Below are 21,951 nucleotides of genomic sequence, written 5' to 3' on the forward strand. Positions count from 1 at the left end.
ATTTCCCGTGGTGATGGTTTCGCCATACGATGTAAATTTGATTATGGATGGAAGCGAGGAAAGAAGGCGTTTTATCGATAATGTAATTTCACAAACTGATTCTCATTATCTCGATCAACTGATTAATTATAATAAGATATTACAAAATAGAAATGCATTACTAAAGCAAATCGCGATCACCAAAAGATATGATCCAGCTTTGCTTGAAATTTTAGATGAGCAGCTTGTTTTATCAGGAAATAAAATTTTTCTTTTGCGTAAAGCCTTTATGAATGATTTTATTCCGCTGTTTGATCAATATTATACTTACATTACCGACAACAATGAAATTGTTGAGCTAAATTATCAATCGCAACTGAACGAAAATCCTTTTGAGCAACTATTAAAAAAATCAGTAGAAAAGGATAGGGTTTTAGAACGTACAACCACGGGGATACATAAGGATGAACTCGCTTTTATAATTAGTGGAATGCCTTTAAAGAAATTTGGATCCCAAGGGCAACAGAAATCTTTTTTAATTGCTTTAAAGTTGGCTCAGTATGCTTATTTAGCTAAAAATAAAGGATTTAAACCACTGCTTTTGCTTGATGATATTTTTGATAAGCTTGATGATAATCGAGTGCAGAAATTAATGCAAATGGTATCTCATCAGGATTTTGGGCAAATATTTATTACAGATACCGGTATAGAAAGGGTGAAATCAGTTTTTAAAAAAATAGAAGTTGATGTAACTTTGTTCGAGGTAGAAAATGGAACTATAGAAAATGCGTAAACCTAATGATGTAACTTTAAAAGATGCCATCGGCAAAATGCTTGATGTGTATCGTTTACGCCGTAAATTTGATGAAACTTCCATTTTAGCCATCTGGCCCGAAATTATGGGAACGGCTATCGCAAACAGAACTACTCAGATTTATATCCACGATAAAAAGCTTTTTATCAGAATCGAATCTTCCGTTATTAAAAATGAGTTGCTAATGGTACGCCAAGGTATTATTCAGAAACTGAATGACCATGCAGGAAGTATTGTAATTACAGAAATGGTTTTTCTATAAAATTTTAGGGTGTAAGGCTTTGAAACCTTACACCGCTTTATATTTTTTCGGGGAAGCTTTTATTAGCTTTTACCACCTCCGAATATTTTAGCCAGAATCCAGATAATTAAAGCAAGTACAACTACTACTATAATAATTCCAGACCAAACGCCAGCTTTAAATATTCCCTCTATCATTTGGCAACTGCCTAATGTGCTGCATAAAAATGCAATAAGTACTAATGGAAATGCTCTTTTCATATCTAAATAATTTTGTATTAAGCTAACACAATATTGATATGAAAAGTTTTTGGAAAAGATTATTTACCGTTTACTTTCAATAATTCTACTTCAAAAATTAACGTACTGTACGGTGGAATATCTTGGCCATAACCACGCTCACCATAAGCTAAATTATAAGGAATGTAAAATTTGTATTTAGAACCTGCCGCCATTAATTGAACGCCTTCTGTCCAACCTTTAATTACCTGGTTTAAAGTAAAAGTAATTGGCTGACCTCTGTCGTAAGAACTATCAAACTGTTTGCCACTTAATAACGTTCCTTTATAATGCACTAAAACAGAATCAGTTGCAGTAGGTTTAATGCCTGTCCCTGCGTTTAAAACCTCATATTGTAAGCCACTAGCAGTAGTTTGAACGCCTGCACGTTTTTTGTTTTGCTCTAAAAAGTTTTTTCCCTCAGCAATATTCGGCGCAAATTTTGTTTTGTTAACACTTGCTAAAGCTTCGTTAATAGCAAGCTGAGCCTGTTGTTGATCTAGTAAAACTTTACCACCTGTAAAAGCATCTTTTAAACCTTTTATTAATATATCGTAATTTAAGGTGGTTAATCCAGTTGTTTTTAACCCAGAACCAATTGATGTTCCAAAAGCATAACTCGCAGAATCTAACGAAGATTTAAGTGCGATTACGGTTGTTGTTTTTGTAGCAGGTGTTGGTTTTTTAGTAGCAGGCTTTTTAGCCGTAGTTTTAGTTTGTGCAAAAGATGTAACCGTTGCACCCGAAATAAGTATTGTTAAAATTGCTTTCTTCATGTTGTGTGTTGCTTTATAACCTGCAACTAAAGGCGTTTAATTTGATCGAAAGATACAAACTCTTTTAAAACAATAAAACCCCGAAAATCGAGGTTTTATTTGAATCTTTTTTGCTAAAGCTTAGAAACGCTCGTCTGCTTTGAAGAAAAAGTTTCCTTCAATTTCTGCATTCTCATCAGAATCAGAACCATGAACCGCATTTGCATCGATAGATTTTGCATATTTCTGGCGGATAGTACCTTCTGCAGCTTCAGCAGGATTAGTAGCACCAATTAATTTTCTGAAATCTTCAATAGCATTATCTTTTTCTAAAATAGCTGCAACGATAGGTCCTGAAGACATAAAGCTTACTAAATCTTTATAGAAAGGACGCTCAGCGTGTACTGCATAAAACTGACCAGCAGTTTCTTCAGTAAGCTTAGTATATTTTAATGCAATGATTTTGAAACCTGCATTTGTAATGTCGTTTAAAATTGCTCCAATATGGCCATTAGCTACTGCATCAGGCTTAATCATGGTAAAAGTTCTGTTAGTGCTCATTGTGTTTAATATCAATTTTTTTGCAAAAGTACAATTATTTACCGAAAGATAAATTTTAGTAAAAGCATCTGGTTAAAAATTATTGCTAATCAGTCGATTATGCAATTATTTCAACGCTTCTATTCTTATTTAAATTAATTATAAATAAGGCTTTGTTTCTTAAAACGTTCTGCTATATTTGCACAATTTAAAATCAATCTAAATAGACAAACATGTATAAAGCATTTACTAAATTTTTAAGCTTGTTAAGCCTTTTTATTATTCTCTGCTCATCAAATACTATAGCGCAGACTAAAACAGGTGTAATTTCAGGAATAGTAAGGACGAGCGATGGAAAGCCCGCTCCATACATTAGTGTAGGTTTAAAAAGCACTTCAAAAACCACAGAAACTGATGAAGAGGGCAAGTATACATTTAAAAACCTGAGTGAAGGTAATTATGTAATCAAAATTTCAGCTGTTGGAGTAGCAGCTCAAGAAAAAAATATTTCGGTGGTAAAGGGGCAAACTGTAAAAGTAGATTTCTCAATCGGAGAGTCATCTTCTCAATTGGATGAAGTTGCCGTTAATGGGTATAAAACACCAAATAAGAAACCTGTAAACCTGGGTAAAGTTGCCATTGCACCCATTGATTTACCGCAATCTGTTCAGGTTATTGGTAGTCAGGTAATTGCAGATCAACAGGCTAACACGCTAGGTGATGTAATGCGTAATGTTAATGGCGTAGCATTAGGTGCAAATCGTGGTTCGGTAGGCGAAAATTTTTATTCAAGAGGATATAGTTTGGGAGGTAATAATATATTTAAAAATGGTATTAGAACTAGCATTGGTGGTTCTCCAGAAGCAAGTACTTTAGAATCTGTTGAGGTGCTAAAAGGAAGTGCTGCATTACTATATGGTGGTGTTACTGGAGGATCTGTTGTAAATATGGTTACAAAGAAACCAAAGTTCGAATATGGAGGAGAGGTTTCCTTCCGTGCTGGCAGTTATGATTATTATAAGCCTAGCTTTGATTGGTACGGGCCTATGAGCAAAACCGCTGCTTTTCGTATCATAGGTACAGCAGAAACTTCAAATAGCTTTAGGGATATTGTTAAGTCTCAACGTATGTATGTTAACCCATCTATGCTATTTAAATTAGGTAGTAAAACAGAAGTATTGGTTCAAGCAGATTATTTAAAGAGCGATTTTACTCCAGATTTTGGTGTAGGTTCTGTTGCCAGTAAAATTGTAGATTTTGGTAGAGAAAAATTTTTAAATGCACCGTGGGCATATAATAAAACAAATACATCAACTGCTCAGCTAAGTGTAATTCATAATTTTGATGAAAACTGGAAGTTAAATGTTTTGGCTTCCTTACAATCTTACAACAGAAATTACTTTGGTGCTGAGCGTATTCAAGCAAATGCCGATGGAATTACCGCACGTAATTTATCCCGAAGTAAAACTGATGAGTTTACCTATAACCAGCAAATTAATTTAAATGGTATTTTTAAAACCTGGAATATAAAGCATACTTTATTGGTTGGTGCTGATGCAGATCAATCAAATGTTGTAAGTAGTACTTTTAATTTCGGGCAAAATCCAAATGGAAGTTTAATTACCTCTTATAACTATGGTGATATAAATGTATTTAAGCCAGAAACGTATTATGGTTCTGGAATAATGCCTGCCACCGAAATCTCACAATTAACTACAACATCGGTGTATAGAGTTGGTGGTTTTGTGCAGGATTTAATTGAGCTTAACAAACAGTTTAAGGTTTTGGCCGGAATTAGATGGACATTCCAAAAAACACCAGTAACAGATTTTTCAAACTTATTAACTGGTGTTAGTGGTAAGAGTACACTTTTGGATAAAAAACTTGAAGATAAAAAAGATAAAGCTTACTCTCCAAAAGTTGGATTAATTTATCAACCAATAGAAACCACTTCATTTTATGTTAGTTATGCTAATAATTTTACTTCAAATGCTGGCGTGGATATTTATAATGGTGCTTTAAGTCCTTCAATTTTAGATCAATATGAAGCAGGTGTTAAAAATGATTTTTTTGACGGTAAGTTATCTGCAAACGTTACTGTATATAGAATTAAGAATAGCAATTTAGCTCAAATGGCATTATTGAAAGCAGATGGAACTCCAAATTCTGATACAAACGTTAAAGAACTTACTGGTAAAACAGCGAGTGATGGAGTAGAATTAGATGTAACAGCCACATTGGTAAAAGGTCTAAATTTTATTGCTGGCTATAGTTACAATTTTATTCGCTTTACAGAAACATTGGGTATAACAGATCTTTTCAATGAGAAAGGTGTAAAAACCGGACAAACTTCTGGATCAATCACTGGTGTTCGTTTAGTTGGCACAACGAAAAATAAGGCTAATGCGACCTTATTTTATACAATGCAAAATGGAACACTTGCAGGCTTGAAATTTGGAGCATCGGTATTCTATACAGGAGATCGTAGCGGTGGTTGGAATCCGACAAAGATTGAAATAGCTAAAGGTGAGAACCGTTTAATTCCTTTAAAAGGCTTCACAACTGTTGATCTTTCGGCAGGTTATAGTTGGAAAAAACTATCCATTTTGGGCAAGGTTTCTAATATAACAAACGAGCTAAGCTACTTTGTGCACGAGAATTATAGCGTAAACCCTATTCCTCCGCGTCAGTTTATGACAACACTAGCCTATAAATTTTAATTTAATAAAAACTAAATTTAAAAGCTGGCCATCTATTATAAGGATGGTCAGCTTTTTTTGTAAAGGGAGTTGTTTTAACTGAACAAGTTAGCGTTTAAAATACCTTAAAAACGAAAGCTTTAAATATCATATAATTAATGTGAAAATTACTTAGCTTTGCCACGCAAAAATTATGTTAACACTACCCGAATTAAAATCAATACTGGCTACGCCAAAAAGAATTGTTATTACTACGCATCATAAACCTGATGGCGATGCAATGGGTTCATCTTTAGGTTTATATGGTTACCTGATTCAAAAAGGGCACCATGTTAAAGTAATTACACCAACAGATTATCCTAACTTTTTACATTGGATGCCGAACAATGCCGATGTAATTATTTATACTGAAGAGCAAGAAAAGGCAGCTAAATTGGTTGATGAAGCCGCATTAATTTTCTGCTTAGATTTTAATACCTTAAGTCGTATCAATGAATTAGGAGAATTAGTTAGAGCTGCTGGTGCTAAAAAAATCATGATCGATCATCATCTGGAGCCAGAAGATTTCGATGATTATCGCCACTGGGATATTAACGCATGCGCTGCAGCTCAATTGGTTTACGATTTTATTGTAAATCAACTAGAGGATGAAAAAGGCATTAGTAAAGATGTTGCAACGTGTTTATATACTGGTATTATGACGGATTCGGGCTCTTTCCGCTTTCCATTAGCTACCTCAAATGTTTATCGTATTGCAGCTAACTTGATTGATTTAGGTGCCGAGCACTGGAAAATACATCAGTTGGTTTACGATAATGCAAGTGAAGACAGGTTACGCTTTTTAGGCTACTGTTTATCTAATAAATTGGAGGTTTTAAGAGAATACAATACGGCAATAATTTCTGTAACAAAAGAAGAATTAGCTAAGTACAACAGCACAACCGGTGATACTGAAGGCGTAGTAAATTATGCATTATCAATTAACGGTATTCGCTTGGCTGCATTAATTATAGAACGTACCGATAAAGTTAAACTATCTTTGAGATCAACAGGGGATTTTCCTGCTAATGAAATTTGTAAGAAATATTTTAATGGTGGCGGACATAGAAATGCTGCTGGTGGAGCCTCGGATAACTCATTAACAGAAGTTGTTGATAAATTTAAAAGCATTTTGGTTGAATATAAAAACCAATTAATTGCTTAAAAAACGAAATAAAGAATAAATTAAATAACCAATAAAAACATTAAAAGTTAAATTAAATAAATGAAAAGAGGAATTATTATTCTAGCAGCAGCAACATTAGGACTAGCGGCTTGTAAGCAAGAGAAAAAAGGTGCGGGAGGTTTATTATACACTGTTTATCACTCTGAAGGTAAAGAAAAAATCAAAGAAGGTGATATTGTTAAAATGAACTTTATTCAAACAAATGATAAGGATTCAGTTTTAGCAAGTTCTTACGAGAATGAAATGGCACAAGTATTTCCAGCTCAGAAAAAAACGTATGCTGGTGATATGAATGACGTTTTAACGCTTTTTGGTGAAGGTGATAGTGTAAAGTTTAAAATTAACTTAGATACTATGGCTTTTTATAGCAAACAGCCTAAGCCAGAGCAATTTAAAAATGATAAATACTTGACTTTTACAGTTAAATTTGAAAAAGTATTTAAAAAGAATGCCAACGAACCTGATTCTTTATTCAGAAAAAGAGCTTCAGAGTTTTTCCAAGCTGATTATAAAACCACTATGGAAGCTAAGAAAAAAGCTGAAGATGGGAAAATTAAAACTTACGTAGAGGATAATAAACTGAAAACTACAACTACTGCTTCTGGATTACAATACATTATCGAAAAACCAGGAACTGCAGATCGTGCCGCTCTTGGTGATACTGTTGAAGTAAACTATACTGGTAAACTAACTAAGAAAAATAAAAAAGGTACCTACACAATCTTTGATACAAGTGATGAGAAAGTAGCAAAGGCTGAAGGTAAATTCCAAGCTGGAAGACCTTACGGACCAACTAAAATGGCTGTAGGTGGCACAATTCCAGGTTTTACAGAAGCACTTCAATTAATTGGTAAAGGTGGTAAAATTATGGCTATTATTCCTTCAAAATTAGGTTATGGAGAGCAAGGAGCAATGCAGGCTGGTATTATGCCATATAGCCCAATTGTTTTTGAACTTGAAATTAAAGACATTAAAAAAGGAACAGCTCCGGTAGCACAACCGCAACCAACTGTTGTTAATCCAGTTAAAAAATAAAAACATTTCAAAAAGATGTTAAAGGTCCTGTTCATTAATTTGAGCAGGACTTTTTTGTTTTTTCCGAAATACATTTTACACTGATTTTATAACATCCATATTATTATAAACTATATTTGCGGCATCATTACGCTATAAATAAGATTAAAAAGATAAAATGAAAAAAGGAATTGTAATTGTATTGGCAGCAACTTTAGGTTTAGCTGCTTGTAATAACTTCAAAAAGGGTGAAGGTGATATGACCTACAAAATTTATAAAAGTGAAGGTAAAGCAAAAATCCAGGAGGGAGATTACGTAAAGTTAAATGCTGTACAATCAATTGAAACTAAAACCAATGGCGATTCTACACTTGTAAATACTTACGATAATGAACGACCTGCATTTTTTCCTATTGGAAAACCAATGTTTAAGGGAGATATGGTGGCAGCTTTAAAATTATTAGGCGAGGGAGATAGTGCTGTTTTTAAATTGAACCTTGATTCAATGGCTAAATATTCTGGACAGCCAAAACCAACAGGCTCTAAAGATAACTTTTCAACTTTTGTAGTTAAAATAGAAAAGGTTTTACATAAAGCGACTAATGAGCCTGATTCTATTTTTGAGAAAAAGAAAAGAGAGTTCTTCGAGTCAGAATACAAAGTTTTAATTACTAAAAATAAGGCGACAGAAGAGGGTAAGATCAAAAAATATACTTCTGAAAATAATTTAACACCTAAAACTACGGCTTCAGGCCTACAATACGTTATCGAGGCTCCAGGTAATGCAGAGCGTGCAAGTTTAAAAGATACTATTGTGATTAATTATACTGGTCAGTTTACGAACAAAAAAGGTAATGGGAAAATTAATGTATTTGATACTTCGGATGAGAAAATAGCTAAAGAAGCAGGTATTTACTCGCCAAGTGCGCAATATGCACCACGCCCAATGCCTTTAGGTCAATTACCGCAAGGCTTTATTGAAGGTGTGCAACTTATTGGTGCAGGTGGAAAGATTAAAATTATTCTTCCTTCAAAATTGGCTTATGGTGAAAATGGTGGCGGTCCGATTAATCCTTTCACCCCATTGGTTTTTGATGTAGAATTGAAACAAATTATTAAAAGCACCGCTACTGCTCCATTAGCAAAGTAGTTTTTAAAAATATTATTGAAACCCTGCTAATTTAATTGGCAGGGTTTTTTTATTTAAAAATCATTGGTACAAGAACATAACCCGTGATTAATGCAGATGAATTTGGAAAGCAATTTCTGCAATAATCGGTTTTTTCAGCCCCGCTTTCCCTGCTGCCGATAGAAATAATCGGCATTCGTTTAATCGGGTTTAGTTAACAAAACTCAGTTCCATTTTTGATAAAAACGCCCATAAAAAAGCCACGACATGGTCGTGGCTTATGCAATATATAGTAGGTTTTAAGCTTGAGGCTCTAAGTATTGAGCGTAGCAATAACCTTCTTCGCCATCATTAGTGCGTACCAGCCACCACAATTCATTACTTCTGTTTACTAGCGTTATTACTTCACCATGTGCAGCCTTACCAACAATTGGTTGATCTGTACCTGGACCTTTTCTAATATTTAAGTTACTACTTTCGGTAATTACCTTGGCATGTGTAACTGCTGCATCAATGGCAACATTTACATTTAAAACTAAATCGCCTGTAGTAAAATTTGGATCTATTTGATTGTAAATTTCCCAAAGGTGATCTTTTGTTGCACCATCAGGAGCAGTTCCATCAACATATAAAATACCATCCTGTTCACGCACAGCTAAATCAGCAATTCCTGCTGTTGTTGCAGCATTTGTTAAATCTGCATATTTTTCTTCTAATGACATGTTTCTCGTTATTTTACAGTTAATTTATTATCAATTTTCCTAGGTTTTAGTGCGCTAATGTGTTGCATTAAAGTAATTAGCGAAGCTTTTTTAATTTCGCCAGTTAAAATAACTACTCCATCTTTAACATCAGCTTTTACTGTTGGAAAATCCTTAACAGCATCCACAACATTTTTGCTCAATGTTGAATCTTCAGAAATAATAACAGGAGCAACAGGCTTAACTGTTAAGCTATTAACTACAGATTTGGCACCTTTTTCTGCTTTAGCAATCTTTTCAGCTTCTGCTTTTGCAGCCTCGTCGGCTACTTCGCCAGTTAAAGTAACATTACCTTTTGCTACAGCTACAGTGATGCCCGCTGCTTCTTTAGCCTGAATTGCAGTTTGCAGATCGGCATCTTTAGGACCACAGCCTACAAAAAATAGACTGGACGCAATGGCCATACTCATTAAAAATTTAGTTGTTTTCATCTTTTTGTTTTAACGGTGGTTAATTAATTATTAAATAAAATTTAGAATGTACTGGGGATGATTCTACTATTAATAAACTAAAAAAGGATGATTTTGATTTAACGAATATAAAGATTGTGTTTAAATTGAATATGAAATAGTGAAATTATTTTCCAACATGTGTATTTGAAAAATATGAATTAAAACTTTATAGGCAGACTGGAAACAAATCAGGCTTTTGAATATTCAAAAGCCTGACGTTATACTATTATTTCGCTCTTTTATTTAATTCGGAAATCGGCATGCTAATTAAACGACCAATTGGTTGTTTGCCTCTATACGTAATTACACGCAGCATACTAGCATCTTTGGGTGGAACCAAGGCAGCTGTATATTTTGGATAGAAACGATCGGGTGTAGAGTTATCAAAACTGTAATAAATATCTAATCCATCAATTTCCATACTTAACTCAATCATTAATTGCTTGTCAGGAGAACGTTTTACATTAAAAATTGGATCGTAAATAGCTGGAGAATATTTGGTTTCAGAAAAATCAAGGCGTTTAAATTGTTGCTCCGTACGCTCTGTAAAGTTTGTCCAGTTTTTCTTTTCAATTGGGCTCCACACAGATTCTGAAATGGCAAAAGCACGAGGCCAAATCATATATTCTACCTGGCGGATGTTATAAACCTGTTCTGTCCATAAATTAGCCTGTCCACCAATTACATATTTAGCATCAACGCCAGCTGGAACCGGGTTAAATTGATAGGTTTTATTTAATCTTAAAGATGCATAAACTTTAGGTTCGGTAATTGCATCAGCCTGCATATAATCCAGGTAAGCAAATTCTGTTGGGCTCATTACCACCTGATGTTTTTCATTAGCAGCCTGTATGCCATATTTCATTCCTCTCCAACTCATCACGGCAGCAGTTGGCGAAACGCCACCATCTAAAATTTCATCCCAGCCCATAAACTTTTTGCCTTTCGAAATCACAATCTGTTCTACACGTTTTTCAAAATAAGCCTGCACCTGCGGAATAGTTTTTAGCCCTTCACGTTGCATTAATTGTTTAACCTGATCATTTTTTTCCCAGAAATTATGTGATGCCTCATCGCCGCCCATGTGAATATATTCAAAAGGGAAAAGCTTAGCTACCTGTGTAATTACGGTATCAAGAAAACTATAAACTTTTTCATTTGCAGGGCAGAGCGTGTTATCAACAAGTGCAATAGGGGGTGCGCCACGACTCCAGTCCATAATTTTTTCTCCAGATCGAACTTTATAATTCACAGCTTCTGGTGTACAAGATAATTCAGGATAGGCAGCAATAGCAGCTAAACTATGGCCAGGTACATCAATTTCTGGCAGGATATTTACAAAACGATCTTGTGCATATTGTACCAGTTCTTTAATATCTTCTTGAGTATAAAAACCACCGTAAGTACGTGGTTCATCAGCAGTTGGCGGAATAAAATCACCAAATGTTCCAGTTTTTTTAACACTCCAGGCGCCTACATCCGTTAATTTGGGCAATCCTTTAATTTCAATTCTCCAACCTTCGTCATCTGTTAAGTGTAAATGTAGTACGTTAAATTTATAACGGACCATATTATCAATAAACTGCTTAACTTCTTGCTTAGTGAAAAAGTGGCGTGCCACATCGAACATTAATCCTCGCCAAACTAATTTAGGATAGTCGATAATATCAACGCAAGGTGCTTTCCATTTTACATTGTTTACTAATTCTTTGCTTTCTATTTCAGCAGGAAATAATTGAATTAAGGATTGCACGCCATAAAAAATACCAGCAGGTTTGTTGGCGGTAATTACAATTTGAGTAGGGTTTACATTAAGTTTATATCCTTCTTTACCCAATTGGGTCTCTTCCTGAGTATTTAAAATTAATTTAATTGTAGGATGTGCTGCATTGTTCAGGTTGCTTACAAATTTGCCCGTTGCTTTGCTTATCCTTTCAGATAGATAATCTATAGCTTCTTTAAGTTCGCCACTTTTTTGTGCCTGAATAATTACATTCTCCGGCAAGGTAAAGGTTCCAGCCTTTTTCATTAAAGAAACCGGCTCCGGAATGATGGCAATTGGTGTTTGTGAGATCATATCTTCAGCGTCGCCAATTTCAGTTTCGCTTACTATAGATTGTGAAAAGGAACTTGCTGATAGGATGCAGCAAGAAATCAGTAGAAATAATTTCTTCATTAATAATTTAAAAACGGATTAACCAATGAGTATTAATCCGCAATTTATTAAAAAAGAATTGAGTTTAATACAATAAGGATCATTTAGAATTAACAATTGCACTTATAAAAGCCTCATGTAGGTTTTTACTAAAAGGACTTTGCTGGTCTTTCAACCTTTCTGGGTGCCATTGTACAAAACATAAAAAGGATTTTCCTTCTGGATATAATCTTTCCATAGCCTCGGCAATTCCATCAGGCGATAATGCACTCACAACTAAGTTTTTGCCCATCTTATCGGTGCTTTGATGATGATTGCTATTTACTAAACCCTTATCCGTATTTACGATTTGATTTAACCAGGAGGATGGGTTAATAATAATTTCATGATAACGATCACTTTTATCTGGCATTTTAGCATGATCGAACTTGCCCCAACTGGCGATATCAGGAATTAATGTACCACCAAAATACACATTACCAACCTGCATACCTCTACAAATACCTAATAATGGAATTTGATGTCGCTCAGTATAATCCAAAATTTTAAACTCAAATTCATCACGCAACTCGTCAATATCATCTTCGTGGCAATAATTATAATATTCTGAATGGTTATAATAACGAGGATGTACATCTTCTCCGCCAGTTAAAACTATGCCTCGGCAATGTTTTATATCTTCAAAATTGTTAAGCTTATAACTCAGTTTAATTACTTCAACCAGGTTATCATAAGACAATACCCAATCTCTGTAAATTTCGTATTTGCTGCAATCAGTAACGCCAATAATGATTTTATCACTCATAATAACTTATCAACTTAAGCGGATAAAGATATAAAACCCTTGAAAAAGTTAGTACATATTTACTTGCTTAATACTTTATAATCATTTTATTATCTTGCATTGATTTTAAAATTTATTATGATGGACGACGCTCTTAAACCCTCAAAACAATTTCAAAAAATGGCTTCAAGATCAGTGCAAGCCATTATTCTATTCGTATTTACTTATTTGTTTCTGGTTGTTTTTGCAATAGGATTAACCATTTTAAGCTGCTATGCCGGTATTATGTTGGTAGCAGCAAAGCCAATGTTTATTACTTTCATGCTTTGTGCAGGTTTATTCTCCTTCGGGTTTTTAATCGTATTCTTTTTGCTGAAATTTATTTTTAGTCGTAATAAAATAGATCGATCTCATTTGACAGAAATCACGGAAGAGGAACAGCCCCAACTATTTCGGTTAATTAATTCAATAGTTGTAGAAGTGGGGACTCAATTTCCGAAAAAGGTTTATGTCTCATCGGAGGTTAATGCATCTGTTTTTTATGATTCCAGTTTCTGGAGCATGTTTTTTCCCATTAGAAAAAATTTGCAAATTGGTTTGGGTTTAATGAATACCATTTCTGTTGACGAATTAAGAGCAATTTTGGCGCATGAATTCGGTCACTTCTCGCAAAGAAGCATGAAGGTTGGAAGTTATGTTTATCATGTAAACCAGATTATTTATAACATGCTTTATACTAACGAGAGCTACAATAATTTAGTATCAAAACTGGCAGGACTAAGTTCTTACTTTGCTATTTTTGTGGTGCTGGCAGGGAAAGTAGTGTCCGGAATACAATATTTGCTTACTAAAGTTTATGATATTGTAAATTTAAGCCATTTGGCACTTTCCAGAGAAATGGAATTTCATGCAGATACTGTGGCAGCATATGTGGCAGGTTCAAAGCCTTTAATTACTTCTTTGTTACGCCTGCAATTGGCAGATTATGCCCTGGATAGTGTGTTTAATTATTATAGCAAGAAGATATCCGTAAACGAAAGAACAGATAATCTATATCCACAACAATATTTTGTAATGAATTTTCTTGCCCGAACACAACATTTATCAATAGATGGAGGGTTGCCTCAGATTTCTGAAGATTATTACAAGAAATTTAATAAATCTAAATTGGTGCTTAAAGATCAATGGGCTTCGCATCCAAGTACAGAAGATAGGGTGGCTCATTTAAAAAAGCTCAATCTTCCATTAAAAAATCATCAAAAAGGAATTGCTATCGATTTGTTGAACGATAAAGACAGCCTTTTAAAAAGGATTAGTGATTTGGTATTTGATAGGGTAAATTACCAGGAAAAGCCAGTGGTAACTGATTTTAAGAAATTTGAAGAAGAATTTGTAAGTGAAAATATTTCGAATTGTTTTCCTGAATTGTTTAATGGCTATTTTGATTACAGAAATCCTGTTGTAGAATTTGATGGTGATCCTTTTGAACAGGCATTGTTAACTTTCAATATTAACGCTACAGAGTTGTTTAGTGATGAAAATTTAGCTTTGATTTTTGAAAGCAAAAGTATAATCTCTGATTTAGAAACCATTGAGCAAATTGATGCGCAGGCTATAAAAATAAATAGCTTTGATTATGATGGTCAAAAATATAACCTGACTGATTGTAAAAAACTGATTGAAGAATTAAAAAAAGAAGTTGAAATTAATAATCAAAAGCTGAAAGATTTTGACCTGCGTATTTTTGAATATTTTAGGTTTAAGGCTTCGGAACAGCAATTAAATGAAACTTTTAAAATACGATATACAGAATATATACGTATTGCAGAACGTTTTGATGCTCAGATTAAGGGGCACGGAGATTTATTAAGAGTGTCGGCATTTATGAGTCAAACTACACCGTTTGAAACTATAAAACAAAACCTGATGGATGTTAAAGATATGGAGGTGAGGTTTAAAGAGCTATTTTTAGATATAATAGAATCTGTTGACTACGAATCTTTAATCACTCCTGAAATGAAAGAACGAAGCTTAGAGTACATCAAGGCTAATTTCGTATATTTTGCTGGTACTTTATATTTTGATCACCAAGTGAAATTGCTTTTTGCGGCTCTTGATGATTTCGCTTATCTGACTGCTGAATATCATTTTAAAGCCAAAAAGGATTTATTGGTTTATGAAGTTAATATGGAAACATCAGTTTTAAGTGCATAAAAAAGCCGGTTGCAAAACAACCGGCTTGATAAATTTAATCTGGATTTTGATTTCTGTTAATAATTTGACTATCTCTCGTGTTCTTTTGGACGGATATAGCTCCAAAGAGAGAAAGTAAAAAGGCAAAGGCATAAAAACCTTTTTCGCTAGGTAAAAGTGTTGCATTCCAAAGCCCGATAACCAGTAAAGCAATGGTTAAAATAGTCGAAAACCAGCTTAATCCATAGTAAATGTCCGTAACAGGAATGCTTTCCAGTTTATCCCTAACCGCTTTTTGTAATGATATTACAGCAAAAAGGCCAAACATCAATACAGTAAAATAATATCCTTTTTCATTTAGTAACATGTCCGATCGCCATAGGCCGATAATAAAGCCAATCATGCCGATTCCTAATGCAATCCATGCTGCTGCAATGAAAGCATTTGATGGTTTTTGATTCATCTTGGTTAGATTTAGAGTTTTAATTTGTTGATGTAGAAACGTTAAATTCATTCAATTGGTATTCTTTAAAAAAAAATATCTTTAAGTATCCTTAAAAACAATCTCTGCCGAAAACGTATTTTATTGATAGATTAAATTATCTTAGTTATATGCAAACCCTATTAACATCAGCTCAAATGCGCAAGGCTGATGAGTATACCATCGCAAATAAACCCATTGCTTCCGTTGATTTAATGGAACAGGCAGCCAAAGCATTTGTAAATTCTTTTATTAAAGATGAACCCGATACGGATGCAAACATTGCGCTTTTATGCGGTAAAGGAAATAATGGAGGTGATGGGTTAGCAATTGCTTACCTGTTGCAAGCTGTTGGTTATAAAAATCTAAAGGTTTATCTAATCAATTTTGCAAAAAAGGAAAGCGATGATTACAGTATCAATTTGCAAAGATTGGAGGAAACTAGCTGTACAAAAATAAAAATAGATCAACCATCAGCGTTTAAAAATGTTGAAGCTGATATTATAATCGATGCTATTTTAGGCTCTGGCCTAAATAAACCTTTAGTTGGCGATTACCTTCAACTCGTAAACGCAGTTAATCAATTAAATAAAAAGGTTTATGCGGTTGATGTGCCCACAGGTTTTTTTACTGAAGGAGAAATCCCAGATCCTTACAATGGAGTTAAAGCTTATAAAACTATTTGTTTTCAAAGACCAAAAATTAACTTTTTCTTTCCTGAATCAATCAAGGCAACAGAAAAGTTTGAAGTGGTAGAAATTGGTTTAGATGAAGGTTTTATTCAAAACACGGATACGGATTTTTACATTATAGAGAAAAATGATGTTCAGGAAAAACTAAAACCGAGAAAGAATTTTAGTCATAAAGGTACATATGGTCACGTTTTAATTGTGGCAGGGAATGCCGATACAATGGGAGCGGCACTGCTTTCATCAATGGCCTGTTTACATTCGGGTGCGGGTTTAACCACGGCTTGTATCCCTCAAAGTGGTTTAACGGCAATAAATACTCTTTTGCCCGAAGTTATGGCTTTACCAAGGCATGAATATACCAGGATAGAACACCCAGCTAAATATCAAGCAATTGCTATTGGTCCTGGTTTAGGCGTTACTGATGAGAATGAAAAACTTTTAGAATCTTTAATCGCAAATAATAAGTCGCTTATTATTGATGCTGATGCACTTAATATTTTATCTGATAGACAAGATTTAATAGCAAAATTGCCAAATGATTCAATTCTAACGCCACACATGAAAGAGTTTGATCGATTATTTGGAGAACATAAAACTTGGTGGGAAAGATTAGAAACGGCTAAAAGCAAAGCAAAAGAACTTCAGATCGTAATTGTTCTCAAAAATCAATTTACTTTTATTTGTATGCCCAATGGGAAAGTTACCATTAATCTTACAGGAAATCCGGCAATGGCGCAAGGCGGTATGGGTGATATTTTGACCGGAATAATTGCCTCATTTAAAGGGCAAGGTTATACTTCAGAAGATGCAGCTATAATGGGTTGCTATATTCATGGAAAAGCAGGCAACGATTTAGCCAAAACAAGGATTGTGGTTACGGCATCGCAGGTAGCAAAAAGAGTTTCTAAAGTAATAAAGAAGATAACCGAAGAGAAAGCCTTAATTTAATTGAACAAAAAAAGCCTCAGGGTTTATCCAGAGGCTTAAATATTATTTATTGTCTTCAATAATTCAAATTTATATTTTGGTTTCAGGAGGTGGTAATTAAACACCACCAAATACCAACATTTTCTCCATTGTAGGGTTAATGCTTCCACCCATTGGCTCTACTGTAACAGCAAAAGCCTGAGCTTCTTCTATGGTTTGCATCTTCACTAAAGCTTCTTTGGCTCTGTCATCACTGCTAAATACACCCAGACTAACAGGTTTTCCATTTACTAAGCCCCATAATTGGTATTCATGTGCTTCATCAGTTTTAGGAAGTTTCATTGCAGCATAATTTATTAAAACACTTTTATTTTCTTTGTTCCAATAAACCATCATTTTAGAAGAAGGGCTACTTTTTACACCTTGTAATTTGATTGATGCCCATTCTTTGCTATCGTGCATAGCAACCATATTTTCTAAGCCAGCATTTTCAAATTCCAGTTTACTTGCATTTGAAGCAAATTTTTGTTTATCAATACTTAAGCTAGCAATTTCATTATGTGCATCATTAAGTTTGTTATAAGTAATAAATAATGCGGCAACACTAACAATTAATAAAGCAACGCAAGCAACAAGGGCATAACGTAGTGTTCTTATTTTACCATTGCTTGTATCTAACTGTATAATTTTAGGCTCTTGTGAGGCAACCGGAGTAATAAATTTCTCCTCATCGGTATTTAATCCTAAAACATCAAATATTCTTGTTTCAACATTGGCAGATGGTTCTATAGCATTTTGCATAGCATATTGCTCCATAGCCTGTTCAATAGAAGTAAGTTCATCTCTAACTTCAGGGTGAAGAGATGCCATTTCTTCGACTTGCGCTACTTCTTCGGGCGATAAATCACCTAAAACGTACAGCTCAAGTACTCCAGATTCGATATATGCTTTTAAATTTTCCACGCTCAATTAAAATTCCTTCTCAATTCTATAATAGCCAGTCGTATCCGGGTTTTAACCGTTCCTAAAGGCAAGTCCAACTTTTCTGCGGCTTCTACATGCGTAAAGCCCTTGTAATAAACTAAATCAAGAACAGCCTGTAAATCAGGTTTAAGGTTCTCTACAAGTTGTTTAACGCCAAGTACATCCGGATTAAACGTAACCTTATTTTGTTCATCAACGAAACTTACGTTATTTTCTATGTCTTGGTTTTTAAGTGAGTTCTTAAAGTCTTTTGAACGGAGCTTATCTATAGAAAGGTTACGTGCAATATTCATCATCCACGTAAATAAACGCCCTTTTGTTTGATCGTAGTGTGCAGCAGATTGCCAAATTTTAACAAAAGTTTCTTGCAAAACATCCTCAGCAAGTTCAGTATTTATTATAATACGAGAAATTACTCCATAAAGTGCTGAAGAATACATGCTGTATATCGTTTTAAGTATTACAGGATTTTTTTGCTGTAATGCTAAAACAAGTTCTGGCTCAGTTAAGGTAGATTTTTTTAATGTGCTCACTAGTTAGCTAATATACAATACTGAACAATAATTCCAAAAAAATGTTTTATCTAATTCCTTCTATTGGGAACAAGTGTTTTTCTGCATGGTATGAGGAACGTACTAGCGGGCCACTTTCTACATATTTTAAGCCTTTTTCCAAACCTACTTCTTTATACATTGCAAAAGTATCCGGGTGGATCCAATCTACAACAGGGTGGTGGTTACGAGTTGGCTGTAAGTATTGGCCTAAAGTTAAAATGTGTACACCGTTGGCTACTAAATCATCCATAGCCTCAAAAATATCTTCTTCAGTTTCTCCCAAACCAAGCATAATGCCAGTTTTGGTACGTAAGCCAAATTCGGAAATTCTTTTTAAAGCTTCTAAACTTCTATCGTATTTAGCCTGTATACGTACTTGCCTAGTTAAGCGTTTAACGGTTTCCATGTTGTGAGAAACCACTTCTGGCCTTTCCTCTAATACACGGTATAAATTATCCCACTGTCCTTTAAAGTCAGGAATCAAAGTTTCTAAAGTTGTAATTGGGCTTTCGCGACGGATCGCTTGTAAAGTTTCGGCCCAAATAATAGAACCGCCATCTTTTAAATCATCGCGATCTACTGAGGTAATCACACAATGTTTAACGCCCATTAATTTTACCGAATTAGCAACTCGATTAGGTTCATCTATATCAACAGCTAATGGTCTTCCCGTTGCAACGGCGCAAAAAGAACAACTACGGGTACAAATATTACCCAAAATCATGAAGGTTGCAGTACCGGCGCCCCAACATTCGCCCATATTTGGGCAATTTCCACTCTCACAAATCGTATGTAGCTTGTGCGTATCAACAAGGCTACGCACTTGTGCATATTCCTTTCCAACAGGCAACTTAACTCTCAACCAATCTGGTTTGCGCTTAACTTCTGTAACAGCAGGTACTACCGGTAAATCAATCATGGTACAAAGTTAAACAATCCTGCTGAAAAGTTGTAATAATGAAATGTTTGGTCGTTGTAATGTTTTTTATGAAGAAATTGTTGAATTTATATTAAACTAACCAGCGTTAAATATTATTTCGTTACCTCTTTTCCATCTTTATAGGTACGGATTTTTTCTACTTTCATAGGCGAAAAAGTGTAATCTGCCATAACGCCGTTGGTTGGCTCGTCATTATAATCCAGCTTCACTTCTCCAATAAGTTTGCCGTCTTTATCATAGGATCTAATCATTTTATCAATAAAAAAAATCTCTTTTCTGATTCCTTTTATGTTGCCGTCGAAAATAATTTCAACAATTTTATCATCCTGATCATACTTTGTAGCTAAATCATATTCTTCATTCCAATCTTCAAGACCTCTATAATTAAATGATAAATTTTTATCTGTGTTGCCATCAAGGTAAGTTCCTTTAGATTTTAGTTTCCCGTTGGGATAAAATATTTTGAATTCGCCATTTAGTATACCGTCTTTAAAGGTCGATTGCTCAATATTTCTGCCATTTTCGTCATAGTAAGTAACCAAACCCTCAAATTTTTCTTCGGTTGGTGATAATGAGTAGCCTTCAAACTGTAGTTTGCCTGATTTATAATAATCTTTAAATAAAAATTTACCGTTAGCCGCTTGAGGTGTTGGCCTGTAATAAACCATTTTATTTTTAGTTGTTGGTTTCCAGTCGGCATCAAAATAAATTGTTTTTTGTTGCGCAAACGAGTTTGTTGCTATTAATATTAACGTGAAGAAAGAGATTAACTTAATCATGATTTTATTTTTTTTATTTGAATATTCCTTTTGCTTTATCTAATAAATTGCTTCCAGTTTCTTTAATCTTATTTTTACCCTGCTCTACAGCTTTATCATTTGTATATTCATCAACCGCATTAGTTAAATTTTTTACTTTTCTAACGCTTGCAAAAAGCTCAGCCGTGTGTGGTATATTTTGTTGCTTCATCACCTTTTCCCAATCGACTTGTGCAAGTTTAGCAAACATATATTTAGTGGCTATTTTACCAATAAAAAATTTATCATAAGCGCCTTTAAGTTTCGAATCAGAATCTCTGGTTTTTAAATAATCAATAGTTTTATTGGTCGCTTCCTTTTCACTGGCGCTTAATATTGGGCTATTACTTAGTTTTTTTAATGCTGTGATGGCTTTCTCTGGGTTTTCCTTTTTTAAATATAAATAACTTTCTACGCTCCATACCAATTCATTTTGTAGACCTAATTTTTCAGCATCCTTTAAAAAGAGTTCAAAGTCTTCAAGTGCCCTTTGTTCATCAATTTCCCGCTCCATCATTAATCTATCAAAACCTCTAAACAAAACATTCATACTGTGGAAGCCAGTATTAGCTTGTTCATTATTTAAATTAGCCCAGCCAAATAAGGCTTTGGTATAAGGTAGTGGAATGGTATTATTTTTCTCCAGCCAGGTAATATTTCTTGATAAACCATCTTCGGATAAATAAAGAAGGCGGTGACTGAAAAATAGGAATCCTCTTATAAACTCTAAAAGTGTTTTTTCTTCACTATCCTTTAAAAGTTCTGGTTGTGTTTTAGAACATTCATAAAGTGCAAAATCTCTGCCCAAATCCCTTGTCGCCAATACGGCCATACTTAAAATAGCATGTTCTACATTTTGATAGTAAAGCTTATCGTTATTAACCAGTAATTTTTGGTTTTTAAGACTATCGCGGTTGGCGGTGAAACCTTCTATCAATAAAGGGAAAATATCTTCATCTGTTTCCTTCACAAATTTCTTCACCTTTCTATAGTCATTGTAAATTAAAAGCGCATCCACAACCGAAATGCTTTCCTTACTATTAGGTTTTACGGTATTTAAAGTACGATTGAGGTTTGACGATTCTTGCACAAATTTTTGGTATGCTGGCATGGTTGTGTCTTGCACGGCAGATGATCTGATAGCAATTTTGGCAAATTTGTAAAATAGAATTTTATCGTAATTTATACATTCAGCTAATTCTTTTTTATCAAGTTCCAGTAACGCCTCGTCTGTTTTGGTTTTCGAACAACCAAAAAGCATTATAATTAGAGAGAGAATGAAGAAATTTTTCATCAGTTTTGTTAAAATAGTAATTTCCCGGTGATTTTGTGCCCTAAATCTAGGCTTTACACTTGAAAATATACTATAAAACTACTGTTTATGCATTCTTTTTTAATTTTTGAGGGTAAAATTTAATTATTACCAGATTCTATTTAAAGAAAATTCAATAAACATAGCTTCGGTATTTCTAAATTAATAAGCTAATTGATGTGTTTGTGTTTAAAGATTTTGATAAACTTTAGTTTTGAAGAAGAACATTTCGTTTTTCTAATGTT

Annotated in this window: 21 protein-coding genes; 8 read left to right on the forward strand and 13 right to left on the reverse strand. The window is 34.1% G+C overall.

The genetic code is table 11. The features are described 5' to 3' along the window. Both recF and EHC72_RS15480 read left to right on the forward strand, forming a co-directional pair. Positions 1 to 772 (forward strand): DNA replication/repair protein RecF (gene recF / locus EHC72_RS15475; RefSeq protein WP_131538604.1); only part of this gene is annotated, 772 nt, incomplete at its 5' end. After that, positions 765 to 1,055 carry a DUF721 domain-containing protein gene (locus EHC72_RS15480; RefSeq protein WP_131538605.1) on the forward strand — a complete coding sequence of 97 codons (291 nt, stop codon included), beginning with the start codon at positions 765 to 767 and terminating at the stop codon, positions 1,053 to 1,055. The genes recF and EHC72_RS15480, both read left to right, overlap by 8 nt. Positions 1,056 to 1,117: 62 nt before the next feature. On the opposite strand, the gene EHC72_RS22700 is transcribed toward EHC72_RS15480, so the two are convergent. From EHC72_RS22700 to EHC72_RS15490, 3 genes are all read right to left on the reverse strand, one after another. After that, positions 1,118 to 1,294, reverse strand: coding sequence for a hypothetical protein (locus EHC72_RS22700; RefSeq protein ID WP_165585842.1), 177 nt, complete (start codon positions 1,292 to 1,294; stop codon positions 1,118 to 1,120). A 59-nt stretch (positions 1,295 to 1,353) separates the two neighbouring features. Further along, positions 1,354 to 2,088, reverse strand: coding sequence for an FKBP-type peptidyl-prolyl cis-trans isomerase (locus tag EHC72_RS15485; RefSeq protein WP_131538606.1), 735 nt, complete (start codon positions 2,086 to 2,088; stop codon positions 1,354 to 1,356). A gap of 120 nt (positions 2,089 to 2,208) precedes the next feature. Then, positions 2,209 to 2,628, reverse strand: a complete 420-nt coding sequence (locus tag EHC72_RS15490; RefSeq protein ID WP_131538607.1) for a nucleoside-diphosphate kinase — start codon at positions 2,626 to 2,628, stop codon at positions 2,209 to 2,211. Positions 2,629 to 2,840: 212 nt separating this feature from the next. Here EHC72_RS15490 and EHC72_RS15495 point away from each other — a divergent pair, with 212 nt between their 5' ends. From EHC72_RS15495 to EHC72_RS15510, 4 genes are all read left to right on the forward strand, one after another. Further along, a complete protein-coding gene (locus tag EHC72_RS15495; RefSeq protein WP_131538608.1) occupies positions 2,841 to 5,327 on the forward strand; it encodes a TonB-dependent receptor in 2,487 nt (828 codons plus the stop codon). A gap of 172 nt (positions 5,328 to 5,499) precedes the next feature. After that, complete coding sequence (locus EHC72_RS15500) at positions 5,500 to 6,510, forward strand: DHH family phosphoesterase (RefSeq protein WP_131538609.1); 1,011 nt, start codon at positions 5,500 to 5,502, stop codon at positions 6,508 to 6,510. 60 nt (positions 6,511 to 6,570) lie between these two features. Next, entirely contained in the window at positions 6,571 to 7,566 is a 996-nt protein-coding gene (locus tag EHC72_RS15505; protein WP_131538610.1) for an FKBP-type peptidyl-prolyl cis-trans isomerase, read from the forward strand. A 157-nt stretch (positions 7,567 to 7,723) separates the two neighbouring features. Then, a complete protein-coding gene (locus tag EHC72_RS15510; protein ID WP_131538611.1) occupies positions 7,724 to 8,695 on the forward strand; it encodes an FKBP-type peptidyl-prolyl cis-trans isomerase in 972 nt (323 codons plus the stop codon). Positions 8,696 to 8,973: 278 nt separating this feature from the next. Here the strand turns inward: EHC72_RS15510 and EHC72_RS15515 are convergent, their stop codons facing one another. The 4 genes from EHC72_RS15515 to EHC72_RS15530 all read right to left on the reverse strand — a co-directional run bounded on the left by EHC72_RS15515 (position 8,974) and on the right by EHC72_RS15530 (position 12,847). Next, a complete protein-coding gene (locus EHC72_RS15515; protein WP_131538612.1) occupies positions 8,974 to 9,396 on the reverse strand; it encodes an SH3 domain-containing protein in 423 nt (140 codons plus the stop codon). Positions 9,397 to 9,404: 8 nt separating this feature from the next. Further along, entirely contained in the window at positions 9,405 to 9,866 is a 462-nt protein-coding gene (locus EHC72_RS15520; RefSeq protein ID WP_211660318.1) for a BON domain-containing protein, read from the reverse strand. A gap of 247 nt (positions 9,867 to 10,113) precedes the next feature. Next, positions 10,114 to 12,063: a beta-N-acetylhexosaminidase gene (locus EHC72_RS15525; RefSeq protein WP_211660319.1), complete on the reverse strand. Its 1,950-nt coding sequence runs from the start codon at positions 12,061 to 12,063 to the stop codon at positions 10,114 to 10,116. A gap of 79 nt (positions 12,064 to 12,142) precedes the next feature. After that, on the reverse strand, positions 12,143 to 12,847 hold the full coding sequence (locus tag EHC72_RS15530; RefSeq protein ID WP_131538613.1) for a gamma-glutamyl-gamma-aminobutyrate hydrolase family protein: 705 nt from the start codon (positions 12,845 to 12,847) through the stop codon (positions 12,143 to 12,145). Between the two features lie 159 nt (positions 12,848 to 13,006). Between EHC72_RS15530 and EHC72_RS15535 the strand changes: the two genes are divergently transcribed. Next, positions 13,007 to 15,040 (forward strand): M48 family metalloprotease, encoded by a 2,034-nt coding sequence (locus EHC72_RS15535; RefSeq protein WP_165585843.1) that lies wholly within the window; start codon positions 13,007 to 13,009, stop codon positions 15,038 to 15,040. 34 nt (positions 15,041 to 15,074) lie between these two features. Here the strand turns inward: EHC72_RS15535 and yiaA are convergent, their stop codons facing one another. Continuing rightward, positions 15,075 to 15,533 carry an inner membrane protein YiaA gene (gene yiaA, locus EHC72_RS15540; RefSeq protein ID WP_233167060.1) on the reverse strand — a complete coding sequence of 153 codons (459 nt, stop codon included), beginning with the start codon at positions 15,531 to 15,533 and terminating at the stop codon, positions 15,075 to 15,077. A gap of 98 nt (positions 15,534 to 15,631) precedes the next feature. On the opposite strand from yiaA, the gene EHC72_RS15545 reads away from it, so the two are divergent. Next, positions 15,632 to 17,140 carry an NAD(P)H-hydrate dehydratase gene (locus EHC72_RS15545; RefSeq protein ID WP_246029442.1) on the forward strand — a complete coding sequence of 503 codons (1,509 nt, stop codon included), beginning with the start codon at positions 15,632 to 15,634 and terminating at the stop codon, positions 17,138 to 17,140. 96 nt (positions 17,141 to 17,236) lie between these two features. Here the strand turns inward: EHC72_RS15545 and EHC72_RS15550 are convergent, their stop codons facing one another. From EHC72_RS15550 to EHC72_RS15570, 5 genes are all read right to left on the reverse strand, one after another. Then, the gene (locus EHC72_RS15550) at positions 17,237 to 18,082 is read right to left on the reverse strand and encodes an anti-sigma factor (protein WP_131538615.1); all 846 of its coding nucleotides are present in this window, start codon (positions 18,080 to 18,082) and stop codon (positions 17,237 to 17,239) included. Positions 18,083 to 18,084: 2 nt separating this feature from the next. After that, positions 18,085 to 18,636, reverse strand: a complete 552-nt coding sequence (locus EHC72_RS15555; protein ID WP_131538616.1) for an RNA polymerase sigma factor — start codon at positions 18,634 to 18,636, stop codon at positions 18,085 to 18,087. Positions 18,637 to 18,682: 46 nt separating this feature from the next. Then, on the reverse strand, positions 18,683 to 19,576 hold the full coding sequence (gene lipA, locus EHC72_RS15560) for a lipoyl synthase (RefSeq protein ID WP_131538617.1): 894 nt from the start codon (positions 19,574 to 19,576) through the stop codon (positions 18,683 to 18,685). 113 nt (positions 19,577 to 19,689) lie between these two features. Next, the gene (locus EHC72_RS15565) at positions 19,690 to 20,376 is read right to left on the reverse strand and encodes a toxin-antitoxin system YwqK family antitoxin (protein WP_131538618.1); all 687 of its coding nucleotides are present in this window, start codon (positions 20,374 to 20,376) and stop codon (positions 19,690 to 19,692) included. Positions 20,377 to 20,389: 13 nt separating this feature from the next. Then, a complete protein-coding gene (locus tag EHC72_RS15570; protein ID WP_211660320.1) occupies positions 20,390 to 21,688 on the reverse strand; it encodes a hypothetical protein in 1,299 nt (432 codons plus the stop codon). Positions 21,689 to 21,951 lie beyond the last annotated feature (263 nt).

Source organism: Pedobacter nototheniae, from assembly GCF_004335085.1.
Classification (GTDB): Bacteria; Bacteroidota; Bacteroidia; order Sphingobacteriales; family Sphingobacteriaceae; genus Pedobacter; species Pedobacter nototheniae.